Genomic DNA, 14,973 nt, shown 5'->3' with positions numbered 1-14,973 from the left:
GCTTCATCCCAAAGGTTATTTAATGGAGATGAAGCTAAAAAGTTTTTTTGTTTTCCGAACCATTTCCCATTCAAAATATCTTTTCTAAACTTTTAAGGTATTTCAAGCGTCTTTTTTATAGAAAACTTGTGATTCGTTTCGAAGTGAAGGGGACGTTGTAAAGGATCATAAGAAGAATTATAAACATCTTAAAATATAATAAGAGGTTGTACAGATTATTGGAGGAATATTATGTTAGGCAAGACATTAAATCATCGTCATATCCCTGGATTAGATGGGATTAGAGCTATCGCAGTACTATCGGTTATTGCTTACCATTTTAACTTCAGTTGGGCCGGTGGAGGGTTCCTAGGGGTTGATATCTTTTTTGTACTATCGGGTTACTTAATTACCTCTACCATTTTACCGGTAAAAGGAACTGGGATAACGTTAAGTTTAGGCCAATTTTGGATTGCAAGGATTCGACGCCTACTTCCAGCTGCGTATGTAATGATTATTGTTACTTTTGTTTGGGTGATGTTATTTAACAAGGAACTGTTAAGTAATTTGCGCGGAGATACGGTTTCTTCTATTTTTTATACAAGTAATTGGTGGTTCATTTATCATGAACTCTCATACTTTGATAGTTTCGCAGCGCCCTCACCTTTGAAAAATTTATGGTCATTAGCCATTGAGGAACAATTTTATATTATTTGGCCCGTTTTATTGACTGTTGGGTTATTTATATTTAAAAAGCAAAGTAAATTATCGATATTCATCTTTATCAGTGCATTATGTTCAGCGATGTTAATGAGTATACTGTATCAGCCAGGAATGGATCCCAGTCGCGTTTATTATGGGACAGATACTCGTTCATTTGAATTACTTATTGGCTGTTGGCTAGCTCTAGTTTGGCCAATGAAAAGGCTTACGTCCAAAAAACTTTCTATTGAGCATGTCAATAAACTTAATATAACAAGTTTTATCGCTTTAGGTACCTTCATACTTTGTGTGATTTTTGTAGATGAATATCAAGGTTTTTTATACAGAGGAGGCATGTTTCTTGTTTGTATAAATGCAGCGATATTGATAGCTTGTGTTTGTCATCCAGTTAGTTTTTTGGGGAAATTACTTTCTTGGAAACCCCTTTGCTGGATAGGGTCAAGATCTTATGGGATTTATCTTTGGCATTACCCTATTATGGTGTTGGGTACTCCTGTTCATGAGATAGGGGACCCGGTATACTGGCGTGTCGGTTTGCAGATGGTCGTTATATTGAGTATTGCGGAACTATCCTATCGTTTTATTGAAACGCCAATTCGTAAACGTGGTTTCCGATCATATTATCGCCAATATCTTGTAATCGATTTGACAAAGTGGACAAGCGTTTCATTTGGTAGAAAAATAACAACGGTGCTTTTACCTCTAGTTCTTCTCGTGTTCTTTACAGGAATCACAGGGGTTGTTGGTGAAGAAAAGAAGGATTCAATGGAGTCCTATCCTACACACGTAAAAATAGATGGAGAACCACAGACTTCAAGTAGTAAAGACTTAGCTAACAATCTAGAAAGCACTACACTGGAGGAGAAATCACCGGATGATGGAGAAAGATCTGGAAATAGCGTCGTACAGAATAATGAAACGCCCCAAAAGGACAACAATAATCCAAGTGTAAAACCTTCTAGTGAAGCTTATAAAGGTATATTAGCCATTGGAGATTCAGTAATGATAGATATTGCTTCAAGCTTACATAAAATATACCCTACCATTACAATTGATGCGAAAATTGGGAGACAAGTTTCACAAGCTGTCAAATTGGTACCCAGTTACAGTAATTTCAATAATCAGGACAATGCAGTTATCATTCAACTAGGCACAAACGGTTATTTTACTAATGATCAAATAAATACGCTACTTGGCGCATTTTCAAACGCTCATCTTTATTTAATAAATGCCCGTGTACCACGTTCGTGGGAAAGTAAAGTGAATAATGCATTATCTAAAATAGCACAAGAACATGACAATATTACGTTGATTGATTGGCATTCTGTAGCTATTGACCATCCTGAATATTTTGCTGCTGACGGTGTTCATTTGGTACCAAAAGGAATTGAAACCTTAACAGACCTAATTAAGCAAACAATTATTAATAATACACATAAGTAGCAAATGTGATTTGCAGAAGTCTACACGGGTTTTTATTTTAGAGAAAGTCCATCTTCTACTATGATTAGAAGATGGACCTTAAACTGTTATAATTTGTCTTTGCGCATGCCTGAACACCTACGTTCCCCGTATTTTAAATGTCTTGAACCGTACTATCTTTAACTCCATTCAGTCCACATTAGGTACTTTCAAATGCACGGATTTGTAGAAAATAAGAACCATAAATAACAGTAACTATTGATTTAACAGCATTTATGCCGTTCTAATGTTGTGGTTTGTATGAAGTTCATAGTATAATTCATTATAGTTTAATTAGGAGTGGAAGATATGAACCGAGAAGCACGTTTAAAAAGACAAGAGAATATTCGAAATTTCTCTATTATCGCACATATTGACCACGGGAAATCTACGCTTGCTGACCGTATTTTAGAGCAAACGAAATCACTGACTTCCCGTGAAATGAAAGCACAGCTACTCGACTCAATGGATTTAGAGCGTGAGCGAGGCATTACCATTAAATTAAATGCAGTACAATTAAAATATGAAGCAAAAGACGGAGAAGTGTATACATTCCATTTAATCGATACACCTGGACACGTCGATTTCACATATGAAGTATCGCGTAGTTTAGCGGCTTGTGAAGGCGCTATTTTAGTCGTGGATGCAGCACAAGGTATCGAAGCGCAAACACTAGCGAACGTTTACTTAGCGCTTGATAATGACCTTGAAATTTTACCAGTCATCAATAAAATCGATTTACCAGCGGCAGACCCAGAGCGTGTACGTCAAGAGGTCGAGGATGTTATTGGTCTAGATGCTTCTGAAGCGGTTTTAGCTTCTGCTAAAGCAGGTATAGGTATTGAAGACATTTTAGAACAAATCGTAGAAAAAGTACCAGCGCCTACAGGTGATCCAGATGCGCCTTTACAAGCACTTATTTTCGACTCAGTGTATGATGCGTATAAAGGTGTTATCATCTCTATCCGTATCATGAATGGTACAGTAAAAGCTGGCGATAAAATCCGCATGATGGCCACTGGTGCAGAATTCGAAGTTATTGAAGTCGGTATTCATACACCGAAAATCACACCACAAGCAGAACTAACGGTTGGGGATGTTGGTTATTTAACAGCGTCAATTAAAAATGTAGGCGACACTCGCGTAGGGGATACAGTGACACTCGCGAAACGCCCAGCAACAGAAGCATTAGCTGGTTACCGTCGTTTAAATCCAATGGTATATTGCGGTTTATATCCTATAGACACAGCGAAATATAATGACTTACGTGATGCATTAGAAAAATTAGAGTTAAATGACTCTGCGCTTCAATATGAGCCTGAAACATCACAAGCACTTGGCTTCGGTTTCCGTTGTGGATTCTTAGGACTTTTACATATGGAAATCATTCAGGAACGTATCGAGCGTGAATTCAATATTGACCTAATTACAACGGCACCATCTGTAATTTACGATGTGCATATGACAGATGGCTCGTCAGTGAAGGTCGATAACCCGTCAATGATGCCAGATCCACAAAAAATTGACCGCGTAGAAGAACCATATGTCAAAGCGACGATTATGGTACCAAATGATTATGTTGGGGCTGTTATGGAGCTTTGCCAAATCAAACGCGGTAATTTCATGACGATGGATTACATCGATACTACACGTGTTTGCATCATTTATGAAATGCCATTATCAGAAATTGTCTATGATTTCTTCGATTACCTAAAATCGAACACAAAAGGTTATGCATCGTTTGACTATGAGTTAATTGGTTACAAACCATCGAAACTTGTAAAAATGGATATCCTCCTTAATAGTGAACAAGTCGATGCACTTAGCTTCATCGTTCACCGTGACTTTGCTTACGAGCGAGGTAAAGTGATCGTAGAAAAACTGAAAGAATTAATCCCACGTCAACAATTCGAAGTACCAATTCAAGCAGCAATTGGTCAAAAAATTGTAGCACGTTCAACAATTAAATCAATGGGTAAAAATGTACTTGCAAAATGTTACGGTGGTGACATTTCGCGTAAACGTAAATTACTTGAAAAACAAAAAGCGGGTAAGAAACGTATGAAACAAGTTGGTTCGGTCGAAGTTCCTCAAGAAGCCTTCATGGCGGTATTGAAGATGGATGATACGAAGTAACTGATATATCAATGGTTTGAGCGTATGGCAAAAAAGACCAATATTGAATTTGCCGACGCAATGAATTTTTCCTACTAAAAAAACTTGCCGACCAGCGACAACTGATCGGCAAGTTTTTATTTGATGTCATCCAATGCTCGTTCGAAAATATCGACTGATTCTTTTTGCATTTTTTCGGTAAGATGCGAATAAGTGTCTATGGTAATAGCAGATCGGCTATGACCTAATCGAGCTTGGATGTCTTTTATTTTAGCTCCATTTTCCATCAACATTGTTGCGTGTGTATGACGCAGCGAGTGAAAGTTGAATGGAATTTGGAGTTCTTTTTTTAATTTGTTAGTGTTATATTTCATGCTACTAGGGGTAATAGGTTCACCACTTTCTTTTACACAAACATGGTCACTATCTATATAGTGTGGTCCATAAAATAATTTATTTTTCTTAATCCAAAGGCGATGCTCTTTCAGCAATTTAATGATTGTTGGACCGAGCGGTATAGTTCGCTCACTGGATGCAGTCTTTGTTGAACTTAGTACCCATTCCCCTTTAGAATTTACCATTGCACGCTCGACCGAGAGTGTGCCTTCATCGAGATCAATATCTCGCCATAATAAGCCGCAAACCTCGCTCACACGTAATCCAGTATGTAAACCGATATGAAACGGCATATATAGTGGCATATCAGACTTTAAATATTCCATAATTCTAACGAGATCATCGCGCTTTATAATTTTAAAGTCTTCTTTAGATCCTTTTTTACGTTTGCTTTTTGGCATAGTTACATATTGCATAGGATTCTCCTTCAATAAACCCCACGGATAAACGGCATGTCGTAAAGCACTGTTAATGACGCAACGGAAAATTGACATAGATTTGTCGGAATATCCTTCGCGACGCTTATCGTTGATCCAAGTTTGCAATATCGTTGGTGTTAGATCGCGCAGCGCTATGTCACCTATTGGAGGGGCGCTATGTTTTTTAATAACCATGCGATAGTTTTCCTGTGTATTTTCTTTTAAATAGAATAATGTATATTCGGCAAACCAATACCACTTTAGGAAACCCATATTGCTTGCGTACCTCTTCGCGAGTCATTCCATGAACGAAACAGGTCGCTTTTTCGAATCTTCAAAACCGCCCCTGGAGGATTATATGCTGTCGTGTCTGTTGGAATCATGATCGTGAAACGTATTTAGATTCTACTGGACAGGATATTGGAGAATTTAAACCTATTCAGAAAGGGGAATAACAATGAAAAAATTTAAAGTATCGGTAAACGAAAGAAAAGCTAATATCGAAGGTGCGGATAAAGTGGTTGAATTTATTGATTCACATGTTCCTTTTGAAATTGAATGGGAATACACTTTGCAAGAAATTGAGGAAATGGAAAACAATACGACTTTACAAGTAGCAGAAGTAGCAACAGTAAAACGCATATTTTAGCTGCACAATCTGCTATTTCTTTTCATATTTTTTACTATCCCATGCCCAATTTAAAAAAACATAAACAAGTACTGCCCATAAAGAAAAGAAGAGATTATTAAGAAAATCCCAATTACCTTTTTTGAAATAATCCGAAACAGATAAAAGTAAAAAAAGTGTAACGAAGTAAACAATATTCAAGTATTTTCTGATAAATGTCATTAGAATCACCTTAATATGTATTTTGTGTAAATTATAACATAAAAAAGCCTTAGTGATTTTGTGGCTTAATTAGTTGTTAGTCAAGAATTCTTTACTGAACATTTTGAAGAAAGAAACTATAAAAGGGTCACCAGACTGGGAGCGACCCTTTGGTCATAATAGGAGAGTATAAGGCTAGTAGATTAGTATTACACTACTATTATGATAGCGGAGGAGGATAAGGAGATTATTGATTGTTGCCAATAATGAAGGCACTAACCTTCTATTCAGATTGTATATTAATAATTTTTTTACACTTAGAAATGTTAATACCCTTTATGCATGAAAGTAGCGCCGACAATAATTAGTAAAATGAACAGTACAACGATTAGAACGAAAGTTGAACCATTGTAATTGTTGCCACCGTCATAACCACAGCTATATCCCATGGAAATTCCCTCCTTTCTACAATCTATAATATGTATAGTTACTCAAAGGAGAGGTGTTATTCATCCAATCAATAGCTCTTTAGTGTATAGAATTATTATAAATAATTAATTAATCAGGTTATGTATTTTGAGGAATAAGACAAAAAGGATCACCTGGGATAAGAGTGACCCTTAGTAACGAATTTCGGAGGTGTAAGGCTAAATTAGCTTTACATAACTATTAATATGATGTGATAGCTATGTTTGTATAGTGAGTTGACCTTGAAATAGATTAAAAAATTATTAAAGCCGCAGTGTATGACGACGCTACAGCAAACTAATGAACAAAATGATGAAATAAGTCACATCTAAAAACACTTAGCATTATAGGCGGTGAGCCGATGGTGAGCAAAAAATCTGTTCAAAATTTATAGAACTAAGAGGATATGAAAAAAGACAACTCACTTTGAGTTGCCATAGTAATGATTGATATTAGTATTTTAATGTAAACCTACTTTTAATCCATATTCTGCAACTGATTTTTGCGTAGAAAGTTTGTAATATGCATCGAAAATTTCTGCAAGTGCTTTTGCTAGTTTTTCATCTTTTACATTATGTTTCTCTAGGATTTGATTAATTAGAAATTCCATTGGCTCTAACATGAACATCACCTACCTTTCTAGTTAGTAGGTTATCACTTCGAAATTAACAAATTCTGAACAATATAAGGAAAGTGGTGATTCAATGGCAACTGAATACGCACTGTATAAAGGTGATGAACTACTATCAATCGACTCTATCAGAAAGTTAGCAGAAGAATTTAAAGTTGGTGAAAGAACAATCAAGTTTTATATGACACCGACTTATAAAAAACGTACTAGTGAAAGCAAAGGCAGACGATTAGTGAAGTTAAGTGAGGATGAATGAAAGGAAAACGGTCACTCCTATTCAAAGTGACCGAGATGCGTACTTTAGTTTTATTTTGATTATTTAAAAACACTAGGGGATTATAATTATGTCTGTTTATTTAATAGTTAGGAAGCCTTTATATGTTGCAAAGTATAATTTTGCATCAGGCTCGTACGCATATTCAAAAAGTGTTAGTGTTCCTGTGTAAAGAAAATCTCCATCTCTATGGGTGAAATATTTTTGCCCTGGTGGGAACGATGAAGTTGTAGTGTATTTAGTGACATATATTTCTCTTATTGCGGCAGGACTAATATTTTCTTCACTAGTATTAGAGCTTTGGATAATATTCCCTTGTGTTGCCAAAGCATTACCAGATGGATAGATCAAAAAAGTAAGAAGTAAAGCTGATAGTAAACTATAAATAAAATTACGTCTATTAATCTTTTTTAACATTATTATTCCTCCATTCTAGTTAAATCCCCTAGTAGTTTAAGTTTTAACACAAATTACAGAATATTTCAATAGATGTAAAATATTCCTTTTGAAAATATTGGTAAAATAACAAACGAGGTAGGTGCTGCACATGTACGAATGGTTGAAGGATTATCAACGTCTAGAAGATGAAATTACCTATCTTGAACATAATTTAATTCGCTCGCAAAACGAATTAAAAAGATGGGTACACGGTGATTTAGAAAAGTACAAGCTTACTGCTGAATCAGATGGAGCTAGGCTCGAAGAACGAATCGAAGTTATTGAATATGAACTTGCCCATAAAATGAATGATTTGTATGATTTGAAAAAAATGATTCTAAAATTTAAAGGTATCGAACAAAAAATTATTTACGGTAAATACGTTGAAGATAAGACACTCGAACAAGTTGCGGAGGATTTAGATTATAGTGCACAATACATCTATGCCAAACATGCTCAAATAAAAAGATTACTTAGTTTTAATGCCATATGATTAATTTAGTATAAATTCACTCTATATTGTCTCTATTAAAACTATTGAAAAATCGTTATATGATAGTAGTATCAAAAAGCGTACGGAAATGCGTTAATCAAATTTCCTTACAATAATAAGCACGTTCACTTGTACGTGTGTTTCGAAAAACAAGCATAGGAGGCTATTCATATTTGGGTAGTCTCTTTTCTATGTGTCAGATTTGTATTATTGGCATAGCCATCCATTTATCCTATGATATATAGGTAGATGGGAGGGGATTAAAGTAGCACAATTAAGAACCAAAATGCTTGAAGCGAAGGATAATGGAATTCTTGAAAACATGATTAATAAATTTTTGTATGATTTACCTGAAGGAGATTTTATTGATATTAAGTTTTCTACGACTACTGTTACTTACATGACTGATCATTTTGTTTATACAGCTCTTATTATTTATAAGACTAATTAATGTATTAAGTCACACCTAACAAGGTGTGGCTTTTTATTATGCTTGAAGGTAGGTGTTTTACATGCATAAAACCATATCAAAAAGTGTACGTAGGTCTAGGAAGTACCGTTATAAAAGATTGCGGAAGCTTCGTAAAGCACGTGATATAGCTAGTAGGGACGCACTAATAATAAGGCGTCGTAAGAAAGAAATATGGAAATTAAAAGAAATAGTATCTCGTTTTGAACATAGGGAACCATATTTGTTTTTAGAAGATCTTGCAAAAAAATATTTGATGCAGATGGTTATTGGTTGCGAGTACCTAAACCACCGAGTAGAACAGTTGTTGCAAAGAAATAATTGTGAGGGATGGACAATGATTAACGAAGTACGCAAACAGGAACTAAACACACTCATCTTAAACGGTGAGTTTATGAAGTTTTATAAGTCTAAAGAGTGGATGCAATTAAGACTAAAAGCATTGAAGCGTGACAACTTCGAATGTCAATTATGTAAAGATGCTGGACGTTATCACAAAGCAGAGAACGTACATCACATGAAGGAAATTAAGACTCATCCACATCTATCGCTACCATTAAGCAATCTGCAATGTTTATGTGTCACATGTCACAACAAAGTGCATGATCGTCTGGAATCAATTAGAGTGCCTAAATTTATCAACGAGGAGAGGTGGTAGATTATGGGGAATGTAATTTATATTTGTATGAATGATGTGAATCATATCTTTATTGCTGCTGACAATAGAGATGGTTTACGTTGTCCTATATGTGAAGGTTTTATAAAGCGTGTAGGTGGTGTAGTGGAAGGAGGATTACCTACTTACGATGAATTAAGAAAACGGAATAAACCTGATTAGGATTGACACCAAGATTCATTTGGTTAGAAGAAAGATTGAATCAAATAGAAAAAGATAAGAACAGGCTTATTGTATCGATTCATCTTAACTCAGGTGGTGATGGTTCCAAAGCTATAGGCACTGAGGTTCTTTATTACGATCAAAAGGAATTGGCAGTTAGGATTGCCAAAACAATTAGTGATGCAACCAGTGGAGGCTTATTAAATCGAGGCGCTAAACAACGCAAGGATTTAGGTGTTTTAGCGAGGACGTATGAGCCGGCCATTTTAATCGAGATATGCTTTGTTAATTCAACAGTCGATGCAGCCATCTATAGACGAGATTTTGAAAAGATATGTCAAGCGATTGCGAAAGAGTTAGCGGCATATTTGGGTAAATCACCGCCTTCCACATTAACATCTGCGGAGGACAAAAAGGAGGGGATTAAAGTGACTCAAACATGGAATCCAGGCTCACCAGCTATGAAAACTGAAACAGAAAACTTTATTGCACAGGCTGTAAAGGATGGGATTATTCAGGAATCACATTTGAAGGATTTGCAGAATGGTACTATGATAACTGATCGTTTATTAGGTTTATATATTACTATTCAACAGCGACGTAGCTAATGATAAAAAATAGTTAAAATCAGTACAGTACTTGTTGGATTTAATCATAGAAATACTAAAGCCCAGGTACTCAATTAATTTTGAGCCTGGGCTATTTTTATTTAAATTTAAAAATTAATTTTACTTACACTCAAAAGAGTATTTGCTTGTGAGATTATTGTGAATTTTTAAAATGACTTCTCCGCCGTTTTCATAACATTGAGTGCTTGCTGAGTCCAGCTCTTTAGTATTGAAATAACTATACATATTTATTAATAAAGATACTCCCAGTAAAAAAATAAAAAATATCCCCAATGCCACATTAACATATTTGTTCTTAGTCATTCAAATATCCTCCTTTCATCTCTATATCTAAAATACCGGTAAGGATTACCCCAAACACAAATAATCTCAAAACCATTTTATTTCCCCTACATCCCAATATAATGCTTTATTTCTACATTTTATATAAATAAGAGCAAACAAATCACCTCACCTCACTTTTATCATTTAATTATACATTTATTTGGAAATAATGTATAATGGAACCAAATTAGGATAAATACTATAGATTTTTGTATTAAGAAACATATATAGTGTTACTATTCTCAATTTTTAAAAATAGATATGGAGGAGATTTATTGTTATGAAAAGGCTGAATTTTTTAATCTGGGGTTTAATATTTACTTTATTGGCGTCTACTGTATCCCCTAATTTTGTTAGCGCTAAAGAATTGGAGAGTAAAGAAAGTGTTTTATCAGAATCAATATTGTATAATTTTGATACTAAAAAACTTGAATTAGATGAGGAAACTGCTAAAGAAAAATATGATTTTACAAATGAAGAATTAAATTATTATAGTGAAACTTTAGAATCATTAACTCCAAAAGAGGTTGATGATACACTTTTAGATTTAGGAATAGATATGGAAAAATTTGATGGTGAAATAATTTATAAAGAAAATGAAAATGGGGAAATAACACCATATGCTGCGATGGCGATACTTGCTGGAATTGGACTTGTGACTATTATGGGATACTTCTTCTGGGATCGATATCTTACACATGTAGAGAAAATGAATTTTGCAAATCAATGTTATGCTAAAGATGGTTATCCAGTAGTAGATTCAAGAGATGATGCTGGCTTGAGTGGAATTACTGATGTAATGGAAGCACGTAAAATCGGTGGATTTAACTTTGCTTGTAAAAAACCATAATATGGATCAAAAAATAGATTGAAAGATAAACCAGACAGGATTATAGTTTATCATCCTGTCTGGTTTTAAATTTTATATATGAAGTTTGAGGTTTTTAATAAAACGAAGAAGTGGAAAAGAGCAACAATTTGTTGTTACTGCCTATTAAATAAGGTCTATCTAATAATGGCCCATTGCCCTGCAAACCAAGCCTTAAAAAACACAGATGGAGAGAATATTAATAAGCAAACAAACGAATAAATGACGAGGACTGGGTGCAGTTGAGCCTCGCTGCTCTTTTTATTAATGTACCTATTATCTCTACTGCCCATTTTTCCACCTCTTTTATATTACTAGATTTATTATTGTAGTCATATAAACATCAATAAAATACGTTTATGAATTAGGAAGCCTTCATAGGCGGTATTGAAGATGGATGATTCGAAGTAATTCAGTAATTTCAAAGGTTTAAGGGGTATTTAAAGGGAATGCTACAGCTTGGAAATTGGGCATTCCCCACCAATTCCCCACCATTTTAAAAATCCTCAGCAATGCTATCAATTATATCCGCTGCCTTTCTAGCCATTTTTTAGTTAGATGAACATAGCGATCCTCTGTGACAGCTGCTCCTAACGACATAATGAGAGAAAAGAATTGACACACTTTTAATACATGAAGCAACAGGGGCAGATGACTATATTTGAAATATCGCCTTTCACAAGTGACAACAAGCCTGTTGATAAAAAAGAAGAATGCTAAGCTAAAGGGATTCTTAAGGTTGGATATCTTGCGCGGAGATAAGGAAAAGAAAGGGGCTAAACCCGTAAATCATTTTTCAATGACTTTTAGAATAACCCCCAAATCCTTTATTTATTAATGCTGTGGAAGATAATCATGGCCGTTTATTGTGAGTTTAGAAGCAGAGATGAGTATTTCTTTATTTGCTTCAAAATATGGATCTAAAATATTATAAAATGCTTCCCATTTTTCTACAGCTTTTTCATCTTCACCTTGTTTCTCAAGAGCTAGAACTTCTTCATAAAGCTGTTTTAATTGTTTGCTATCTGTTTCACTGATTTTGAAATCTAAGTCAGACATATATTCTTCAAAGGACACTGGCTTGAAATATGTGCTAATTATTCCATAGAAATCATTCCATAATTTTTCAGACAACTCATCATTGCTATCGTTATCTGCTTTTTGAGCCTCTTCATAGATTGTTTTTAGTTTAGCTAAGTCTTCTTTTGTAATATCTAATTCCATATCTGACATATATTCTTCAAAGGTTTGTGGTGGATATAGCTCATCCAAATAAGGCTGTATAATTTCATAAAATTCATCAAATTTTTCCTGCGCTTTTTCTTCTTTTCCATCTTTTTTAAGTTTTATCCATTCTTCATAGACCACTTTCAGCTGCTCTTTATCCTTTTGTTGAATCGCTATATTTTTCTCACTAAATCCAAAATCTTCTAAGTACTCTTCCAAGGATCCAGGTTGCCAATTCGCTAATACATAAGGTTTTGTGATTTTTTCCATTTCAAGGTAGATTTTTTCTACCTCGTCATATTTCTCTTCTTTGTCTAACGTCTTCATTTCATTAAACAGTATTTCTAATTTTGTTAGTTCCTCTTTTGTTATCTCTTTCGGTAAGCTTTTTTTATATACTTCAAACGTGTAGAAATCTGAATAATCTTCAACTATGCTACCTTCTACAAAAATTTCCTGTCCTTCAACAAAGTTCATATTTTCTAATTGTTCTTCTGAAAATTTATGAAATCCTATATAATAATTTTTACCATCATTTCCTTTGATAGTTATTGTGTCTCCTTCAATGTATTTAATAGTTCCTTTAATTTGTTGTTCAATTTGAATAGTCACATCTTTTGTTGTTTCTGCTGATGTCGCCCCAGCTTGAAGTGGCATGTAGACAGCCATGCCTAATGTTAGTACTGAAGCAATCATCCAAGTCTTTTTAATCGGTTTTCTCATATCAATTTCTCCTTTTGTTTAATAAGTATTACCAATAATTAGACGTTCTTCCATCTAAAAAAGTTCATTAATGTAGAAATAACTTATTTTTAAAAATTAAAGAGGAGAATTGAATAACAAGAACTCCGTGATGGACTTACCCCAGTCAAGTAGTCATCTTATTGTATATGAAATTTTAAAAACAGGATTCATTGGTCAGAAAGCCAAAGAAAAGTTAATTTTAGTTTATCAAAATTCAATCTAAGAACATTTAAGCTGAAGAAGCAATGAGCCCTCCACAACTGTTGAGGGCTTTTATGATGCGAAAAAAGGAAGTGTTGTAATGGAGTCATGAAATGCAGACGTAAGTGGCATGTTCGGTCCGCACATAGCTGATTCTGTTGAGGGGCATGAAACCGGAATTGTACCGATGCCATGCCTATTAATGTTGTCTTAAGTCATTAAGAACTACCTAATTTAATTTTTCATTCTCTGGCTCCATGTGAATTAGAATGTGGGATTTATTAAAATGATGTTGAATTTTATTTTCTATACGGTCACAGAGTTCATGAACCGTCTTTATATCCTTATTTGAGGCTACAACTAAGTGAAAATCAATATACTCCTCAGCACCTGAGCGTCTCGTGCGAAAATCGTGATACTCAATATACTCTTCTTTATATAATTCAATAATTTGAATGATTTTTTCTTCCTCGTCGGCTGACAATCTTGCGTCAAGTAATGGGGGAAAAGATTCTTTCATTAATTTAAAAGCTTCCACCATAATAAAACATGCTAAGATAATACCGATGATAGGGTCTAAAATATACCAACCTGTTAAATGAACGATTAATAAACTAAAAGCGACTCCCAGCGAAGTATAGACGTCAGTTAGTAAGTGCAGAGCATTGGATTTCATGGCTACTGAATTGGTTCTCTTAGCAGTTCTATAGACAATTCTAGAAACGAAAATATTAATGATAGCGCCAAATACCATTACAAGAATACCTAAGAGCGGAAGTTTTATTGGAGAGGGTGCAATAATCTTATGAATGCATTCATAAATAATCCAAATACCAGCCACAAAAATTAAAAGGGTTTCGATCGTTCCAGAAATATTTTCGACTTTACCATGTCCATATGGATGTTCCCTATCCGCCGGTTTATTGGCTATGCGAACTGAGAAAAAAGTGATTAACGAGGCCATCAGATCCAAAAATGAATGAATAGCTTCCGATAAAATAGCAACCGAACCAGTAATGAGTCCGACAATAATTTTAAGTATAACGACAAGAGAATTGCTAATAACGGATAAAAAAGCAACCTTTGAAGAATTCATAATAATTCACTCCCTAAAAAATCTAAACCTATGATAACAGGTCAATATCGTGTAGGTCTATGGCAACGTTTTTGCCTGTTCGCTAGTAAATTAAGGAGGAGAAAAAGAGTTTCCCAAAGCAAAAATAAAAACCACTTAGAAAGTGGTTTCAAGTTCTCTAATAAGTGATTTCGCTGGCCTTTGCTTTACAGGTAGTATTTTTATGTAATGGTTTTGTAGCAACCTATTTTACTAGCACAAATATGTTGAAACAAAATTCACAGTTTTTATTAAAGCTACTATACCAATACATCGTTAACCCTGCTCATCAATAATTGAGTAGGGTTTTATTTGTATGTAAAATAATTTTTC

The 14,973-nt window shown here is 34.5% G+C and carries 17 protein-coding genes; 10 read left to right on the top strand and 7 right to left on the bottom strand.

All coding sequences use genetic code 11. The features are described 5' to 3' along the window. Positions 1 to 231: 231 nt before the first annotated feature. Positions 232 to 2,145: an acyltransferase family protein gene (locus ACQKII_RS05560; RefSeq protein ID WP_427457123.1), complete on the top strand. Its 1,914-nt coding sequence runs from the start codon at positions 232 to 234 to the stop codon at positions 2,143 to 2,145. Positions 2,146 to 2,472: 327 nt separating this feature from the next. Further along, positions 2,473 to 4,299, top strand: a complete 1,827-nt coding sequence (gene lepA, locus ACQKII_RS05555) for a translation elongation factor 4 (protein WP_427457121.1) — start codon at positions 2,473 to 2,475, stop codon at positions 4,297 to 4,299. A 116-nt stretch (positions 4,300 to 4,415) separates the two neighbouring features. Here the strand turns inward: lepA and ACQKII_RS05550 are convergent, their stop codons facing one another. Continuing rightward, entirely contained in the window at positions 4,416 to 5,366 is a 951-nt protein-coding gene (locus tag ACQKII_RS05550; protein WP_427457119.1) for a tyrosine-type recombinase/integrase, read from the bottom strand. A gap of 184 nt (positions 5,367 to 5,550) precedes the next feature. On the opposite strand from ACQKII_RS05550, the gene ACQKII_RS05545 reads away from it, so the two are divergent. Beyond that, the gene (locus ACQKII_RS05545) at positions 5,551 to 5,742 is read left to right on the top strand and encodes a hypothetical protein (protein ID WP_427457117.1); all 192 of its coding nucleotides are present in this window, start codon (positions 5,551 to 5,553) and stop codon (positions 5,740 to 5,742) included. A gap of 506 nt (positions 5,743 to 6,248) precedes the next feature. Here the strand turns inward: ACQKII_RS05545 and ACQKII_RS05540 are convergent. Next, on the bottom strand, positions 6,249 to 6,371 hold the full coding sequence (locus ACQKII_RS05540; protein WP_143995399.1) for a YjcZ family sporulation protein: 123 nt from the start codon (positions 6,369 to 6,371) through the stop codon (positions 6,249 to 6,251). A 479-nt stretch (positions 6,372 to 6,850) separates the two neighbouring features. Then, positions 6,851 to 7,012, bottom strand: a complete 162-nt coding sequence (locus ACQKII_RS05535) for a hypothetical protein (protein WP_427457115.1) — start codon at positions 7,010 to 7,012, stop codon at positions 6,851 to 6,853. An 82-nt stretch (positions 7,013 to 7,094) separates the two neighbouring features. On the opposite strand from ACQKII_RS05535, the gene ACQKII_RS05530 reads away from it, so the two are divergent. Then, positions 7,095 to 7,277, top strand: coding sequence for a hypothetical protein (locus tag ACQKII_RS05530; protein WP_427457114.1), 183 nt, complete (start codon positions 7,095 to 7,097; stop codon positions 7,275 to 7,277). Between the two features lie 96 nt (positions 7,278 to 7,373). Here the strand turns inward: ACQKII_RS05530 and ACQKII_RS05525 are convergent, their stop codons facing one another. Next, positions 7,374 to 7,712 carry a hypothetical protein gene (locus tag ACQKII_RS05525; RefSeq protein WP_427457112.1) on the bottom strand — a complete coding sequence of 113 codons (339 nt, stop codon included), beginning with the start codon at positions 7,710 to 7,712 and terminating at the stop codon, positions 7,374 to 7,376. Between the two features lie 130 nt (positions 7,713 to 7,842). On the opposite strand from ACQKII_RS05525, the gene ACQKII_RS05520 reads away from it, so the two are divergent. From ACQKII_RS05520 to ACQKII_RS05500, 5 genes are all read left to right on the top strand, one after another. Then, a complete protein-coding gene (locus tag ACQKII_RS05520; protein ID WP_427457110.1) occupies positions 7,843 to 8,226 on the top strand; it encodes a hypothetical protein in 384 nt (127 codons plus the stop codon). A 286-nt stretch (positions 8,227 to 8,512) separates the two neighbouring features. Beyond that, complete coding sequence (locus ACQKII_RS05515) at positions 8,513 to 8,677, top strand: sporulation protein Cse60 (RefSeq protein ID WP_427457108.1); 165 nt, start codon at positions 8,513 to 8,515, stop codon at positions 8,675 to 8,677. A 412-nt stretch (positions 8,678 to 9,089) separates the two neighbouring features. Beyond that, positions 9,090 to 9,353 carry an HNH endonuclease gene (locus tag ACQKII_RS05510; protein WP_427457463.1) on the top strand — a complete coding sequence of 88 codons (264 nt, stop codon included), beginning with the start codon at positions 9,090 to 9,092 and terminating at the stop codon, positions 9,351 to 9,353. Between the two features lie 3 nt (positions 9,354 to 9,356). After that, the gene (locus ACQKII_RS05505; RefSeq protein WP_427457106.1) at positions 9,357 to 9,533 is read left to right on the top strand and encodes a hypothetical protein; all 177 of its coding nucleotides are present in this window, start codon (positions 9,357 to 9,359) and stop codon (positions 9,531 to 9,533) included. 2 nt (positions 9,534 to 9,535) lie between these two features. Further along, the gene (locus ACQKII_RS05500) at positions 9,536 to 10,141 is read left to right on the top strand and encodes an N-acetylmuramoyl-L-alanine amidase (RefSeq protein ID WP_427457104.1); all 606 of its coding nucleotides are present in this window, start codon (positions 9,536 to 9,538) and stop codon (positions 10,139 to 10,141) included. A 120-nt stretch (positions 10,142 to 10,261) separates the two neighbouring features. On the opposite strand, the gene ACQKII_RS05495 is transcribed toward ACQKII_RS05500, so the two are convergent. Next, the gene (locus ACQKII_RS05495) at positions 10,262 to 10,465 is read right to left on the bottom strand and encodes a hypothetical protein (protein WP_427457103.1); all 204 of its coding nucleotides are present in this window, start codon (positions 10,463 to 10,465) and stop codon (positions 10,262 to 10,264) included. Between the two features lie 301 nt (positions 10,466 to 10,766). Here ACQKII_RS05495 and ACQKII_RS05490 point away from each other — a divergent pair, with 301 nt between their 5' ends. Further along, positions 10,767 to 11,336 carry a hypothetical protein gene (locus tag ACQKII_RS05490; RefSeq protein WP_427457101.1) on the top strand — a complete coding sequence of 190 codons (570 nt, stop codon included), beginning with the start codon at positions 10,767 to 10,769 and terminating at the stop codon, positions 11,334 to 11,336. An 852-nt stretch (positions 11,337 to 12,188) separates the two neighbouring features. On the opposite strand, the gene ACQKII_RS05485 is transcribed toward ACQKII_RS05490, so the two are convergent. Then, positions 12,189 to 13,304: a hypothetical protein gene (locus ACQKII_RS05485; protein ID WP_427457099.1), complete on the bottom strand. Its 1,116-nt coding sequence runs from the start codon at positions 13,302 to 13,304 to the stop codon at positions 12,189 to 12,191. A gap of 451 nt (positions 13,305 to 13,755) precedes the next feature. After that, positions 13,756 to 14,622 carry a cation diffusion facilitator family transporter gene (locus ACQKII_RS05480; protein ID WP_427457097.1) on the bottom strand — a complete coding sequence of 289 codons (867 nt, stop codon included), beginning with the start codon at positions 14,620 to 14,622 and terminating at the stop codon, positions 13,756 to 13,758. Positions 14,623 to 14,973 lie beyond the last annotated feature (351 nt).

The organism is Lysinibacillus sp. NPDC048646, from assembly GCF_050272295.1.
Lineage (GTDB): Bacteria > Bacillota > Bacilli > Bacillales_A > Planococcaceae > Lysinibacillus.
This window is presented reverse-complemented; position numbering and strand designations above follow the sequence as displayed.

Coding starts and splice junctions, on each gene's coding strand:
- ACQKII_RS05495 (WP_427457103.1), bottom strand. CDS start 10,465: ATGACTAAGAACAAATATGTTAATGTGGCATTGGGGATATTTTTTATT.
- ACQKII_RS05485 (WP_427457099.1), bottom strand. CDS start 13,304: ATGAGAAAACCGATTAAAAAGACTTGGATGATTGCTTCAGTACTAACA.
- ACQKII_RS05530 (WP_427457114.1), top strand. CDS start 7,095: ATGGCAACTGAATACGCACTGTATAAAGGTGATGAACTACTATCAATC.
- ACQKII_RS05515 (WP_427457108.1), top strand. CDS start 8,513: ATGCTTGAAGCGAAGGATAATGGAATTCTTGAAAACATGATTAATAAA.
- ACQKII_RS05535 (WP_427457115.1), bottom strand. CDS start 7,012: ATGTTAGAGCCAATGGAATTTCTAATTAATCAAATCCTAGAGAAACAT.
- ACQKII_RS05550 (WP_427457119.1), bottom strand. CDS start 5,366: ATGGGTTTCCTAAAGTGGTATTGGTTTGCCGAATATACATTATTCTAT.
- lepA (WP_427457121.1), top strand. CDS start 2,473: ATGAACCGAGAAGCACGTTTAAAAAGACAAGAGAATATTCGAAATTTC.
- ACQKII_RS05505 (WP_427457106.1), top strand. CDS start 9,357: ATGGGGAATGTAATTTATATTTGTATGAATGATGTGAATCATATCTTT.
- ACQKII_RS05540 (WP_143995399.1), bottom strand. CDS start 6,371: ATGGGATATAGCTGTGGTTATGACGGTGGCAACAATTACAATGGTTCA.
- ACQKII_RS05480 (WP_427457097.1), bottom strand. CDS start 14,622: ATGAATTCTTCAAAGGTTGCTTTTTTATCCGTTATTAGCAATTCTCTT.
- ACQKII_RS05490 (WP_427457101.1), top strand. CDS start 10,767: ATGAAAAGGCTGAATTTTTTAATCTGGGGTTTAATATTTACTTTATTG.
- ACQKII_RS05545 (WP_427457117.1), top strand. CDS start 5,551: ATGAAAAAATTTAAAGTATCGGTAAACGAAAGAAAAGCTAATATCGAA.
- ACQKII_RS05560 (WP_427457123.1), top strand. CDS start 232: ATGTTAGGCAAGACATTAAATCATCGTCATATCCCTGGATTAGATGGG.
- ACQKII_RS05510 (WP_427457463.1), top strand. CDS start 9,090: ATGAAGTTTTATAAGTCTAAAGAGTGGATGCAATTAAGACTAAAAGCA.
- ACQKII_RS05520 (WP_427457110.1), top strand. CDS start 7,843: ATGTACGAATGGTTGAAGGATTATCAACGTCTAGAAGATGAAATTACC.
- ACQKII_RS05525 (WP_427457112.1), bottom strand. CDS start 7,712: ATGTTAAAAAAGATTAATAGACGTAATTTTATTTATAGTTTACTATCA.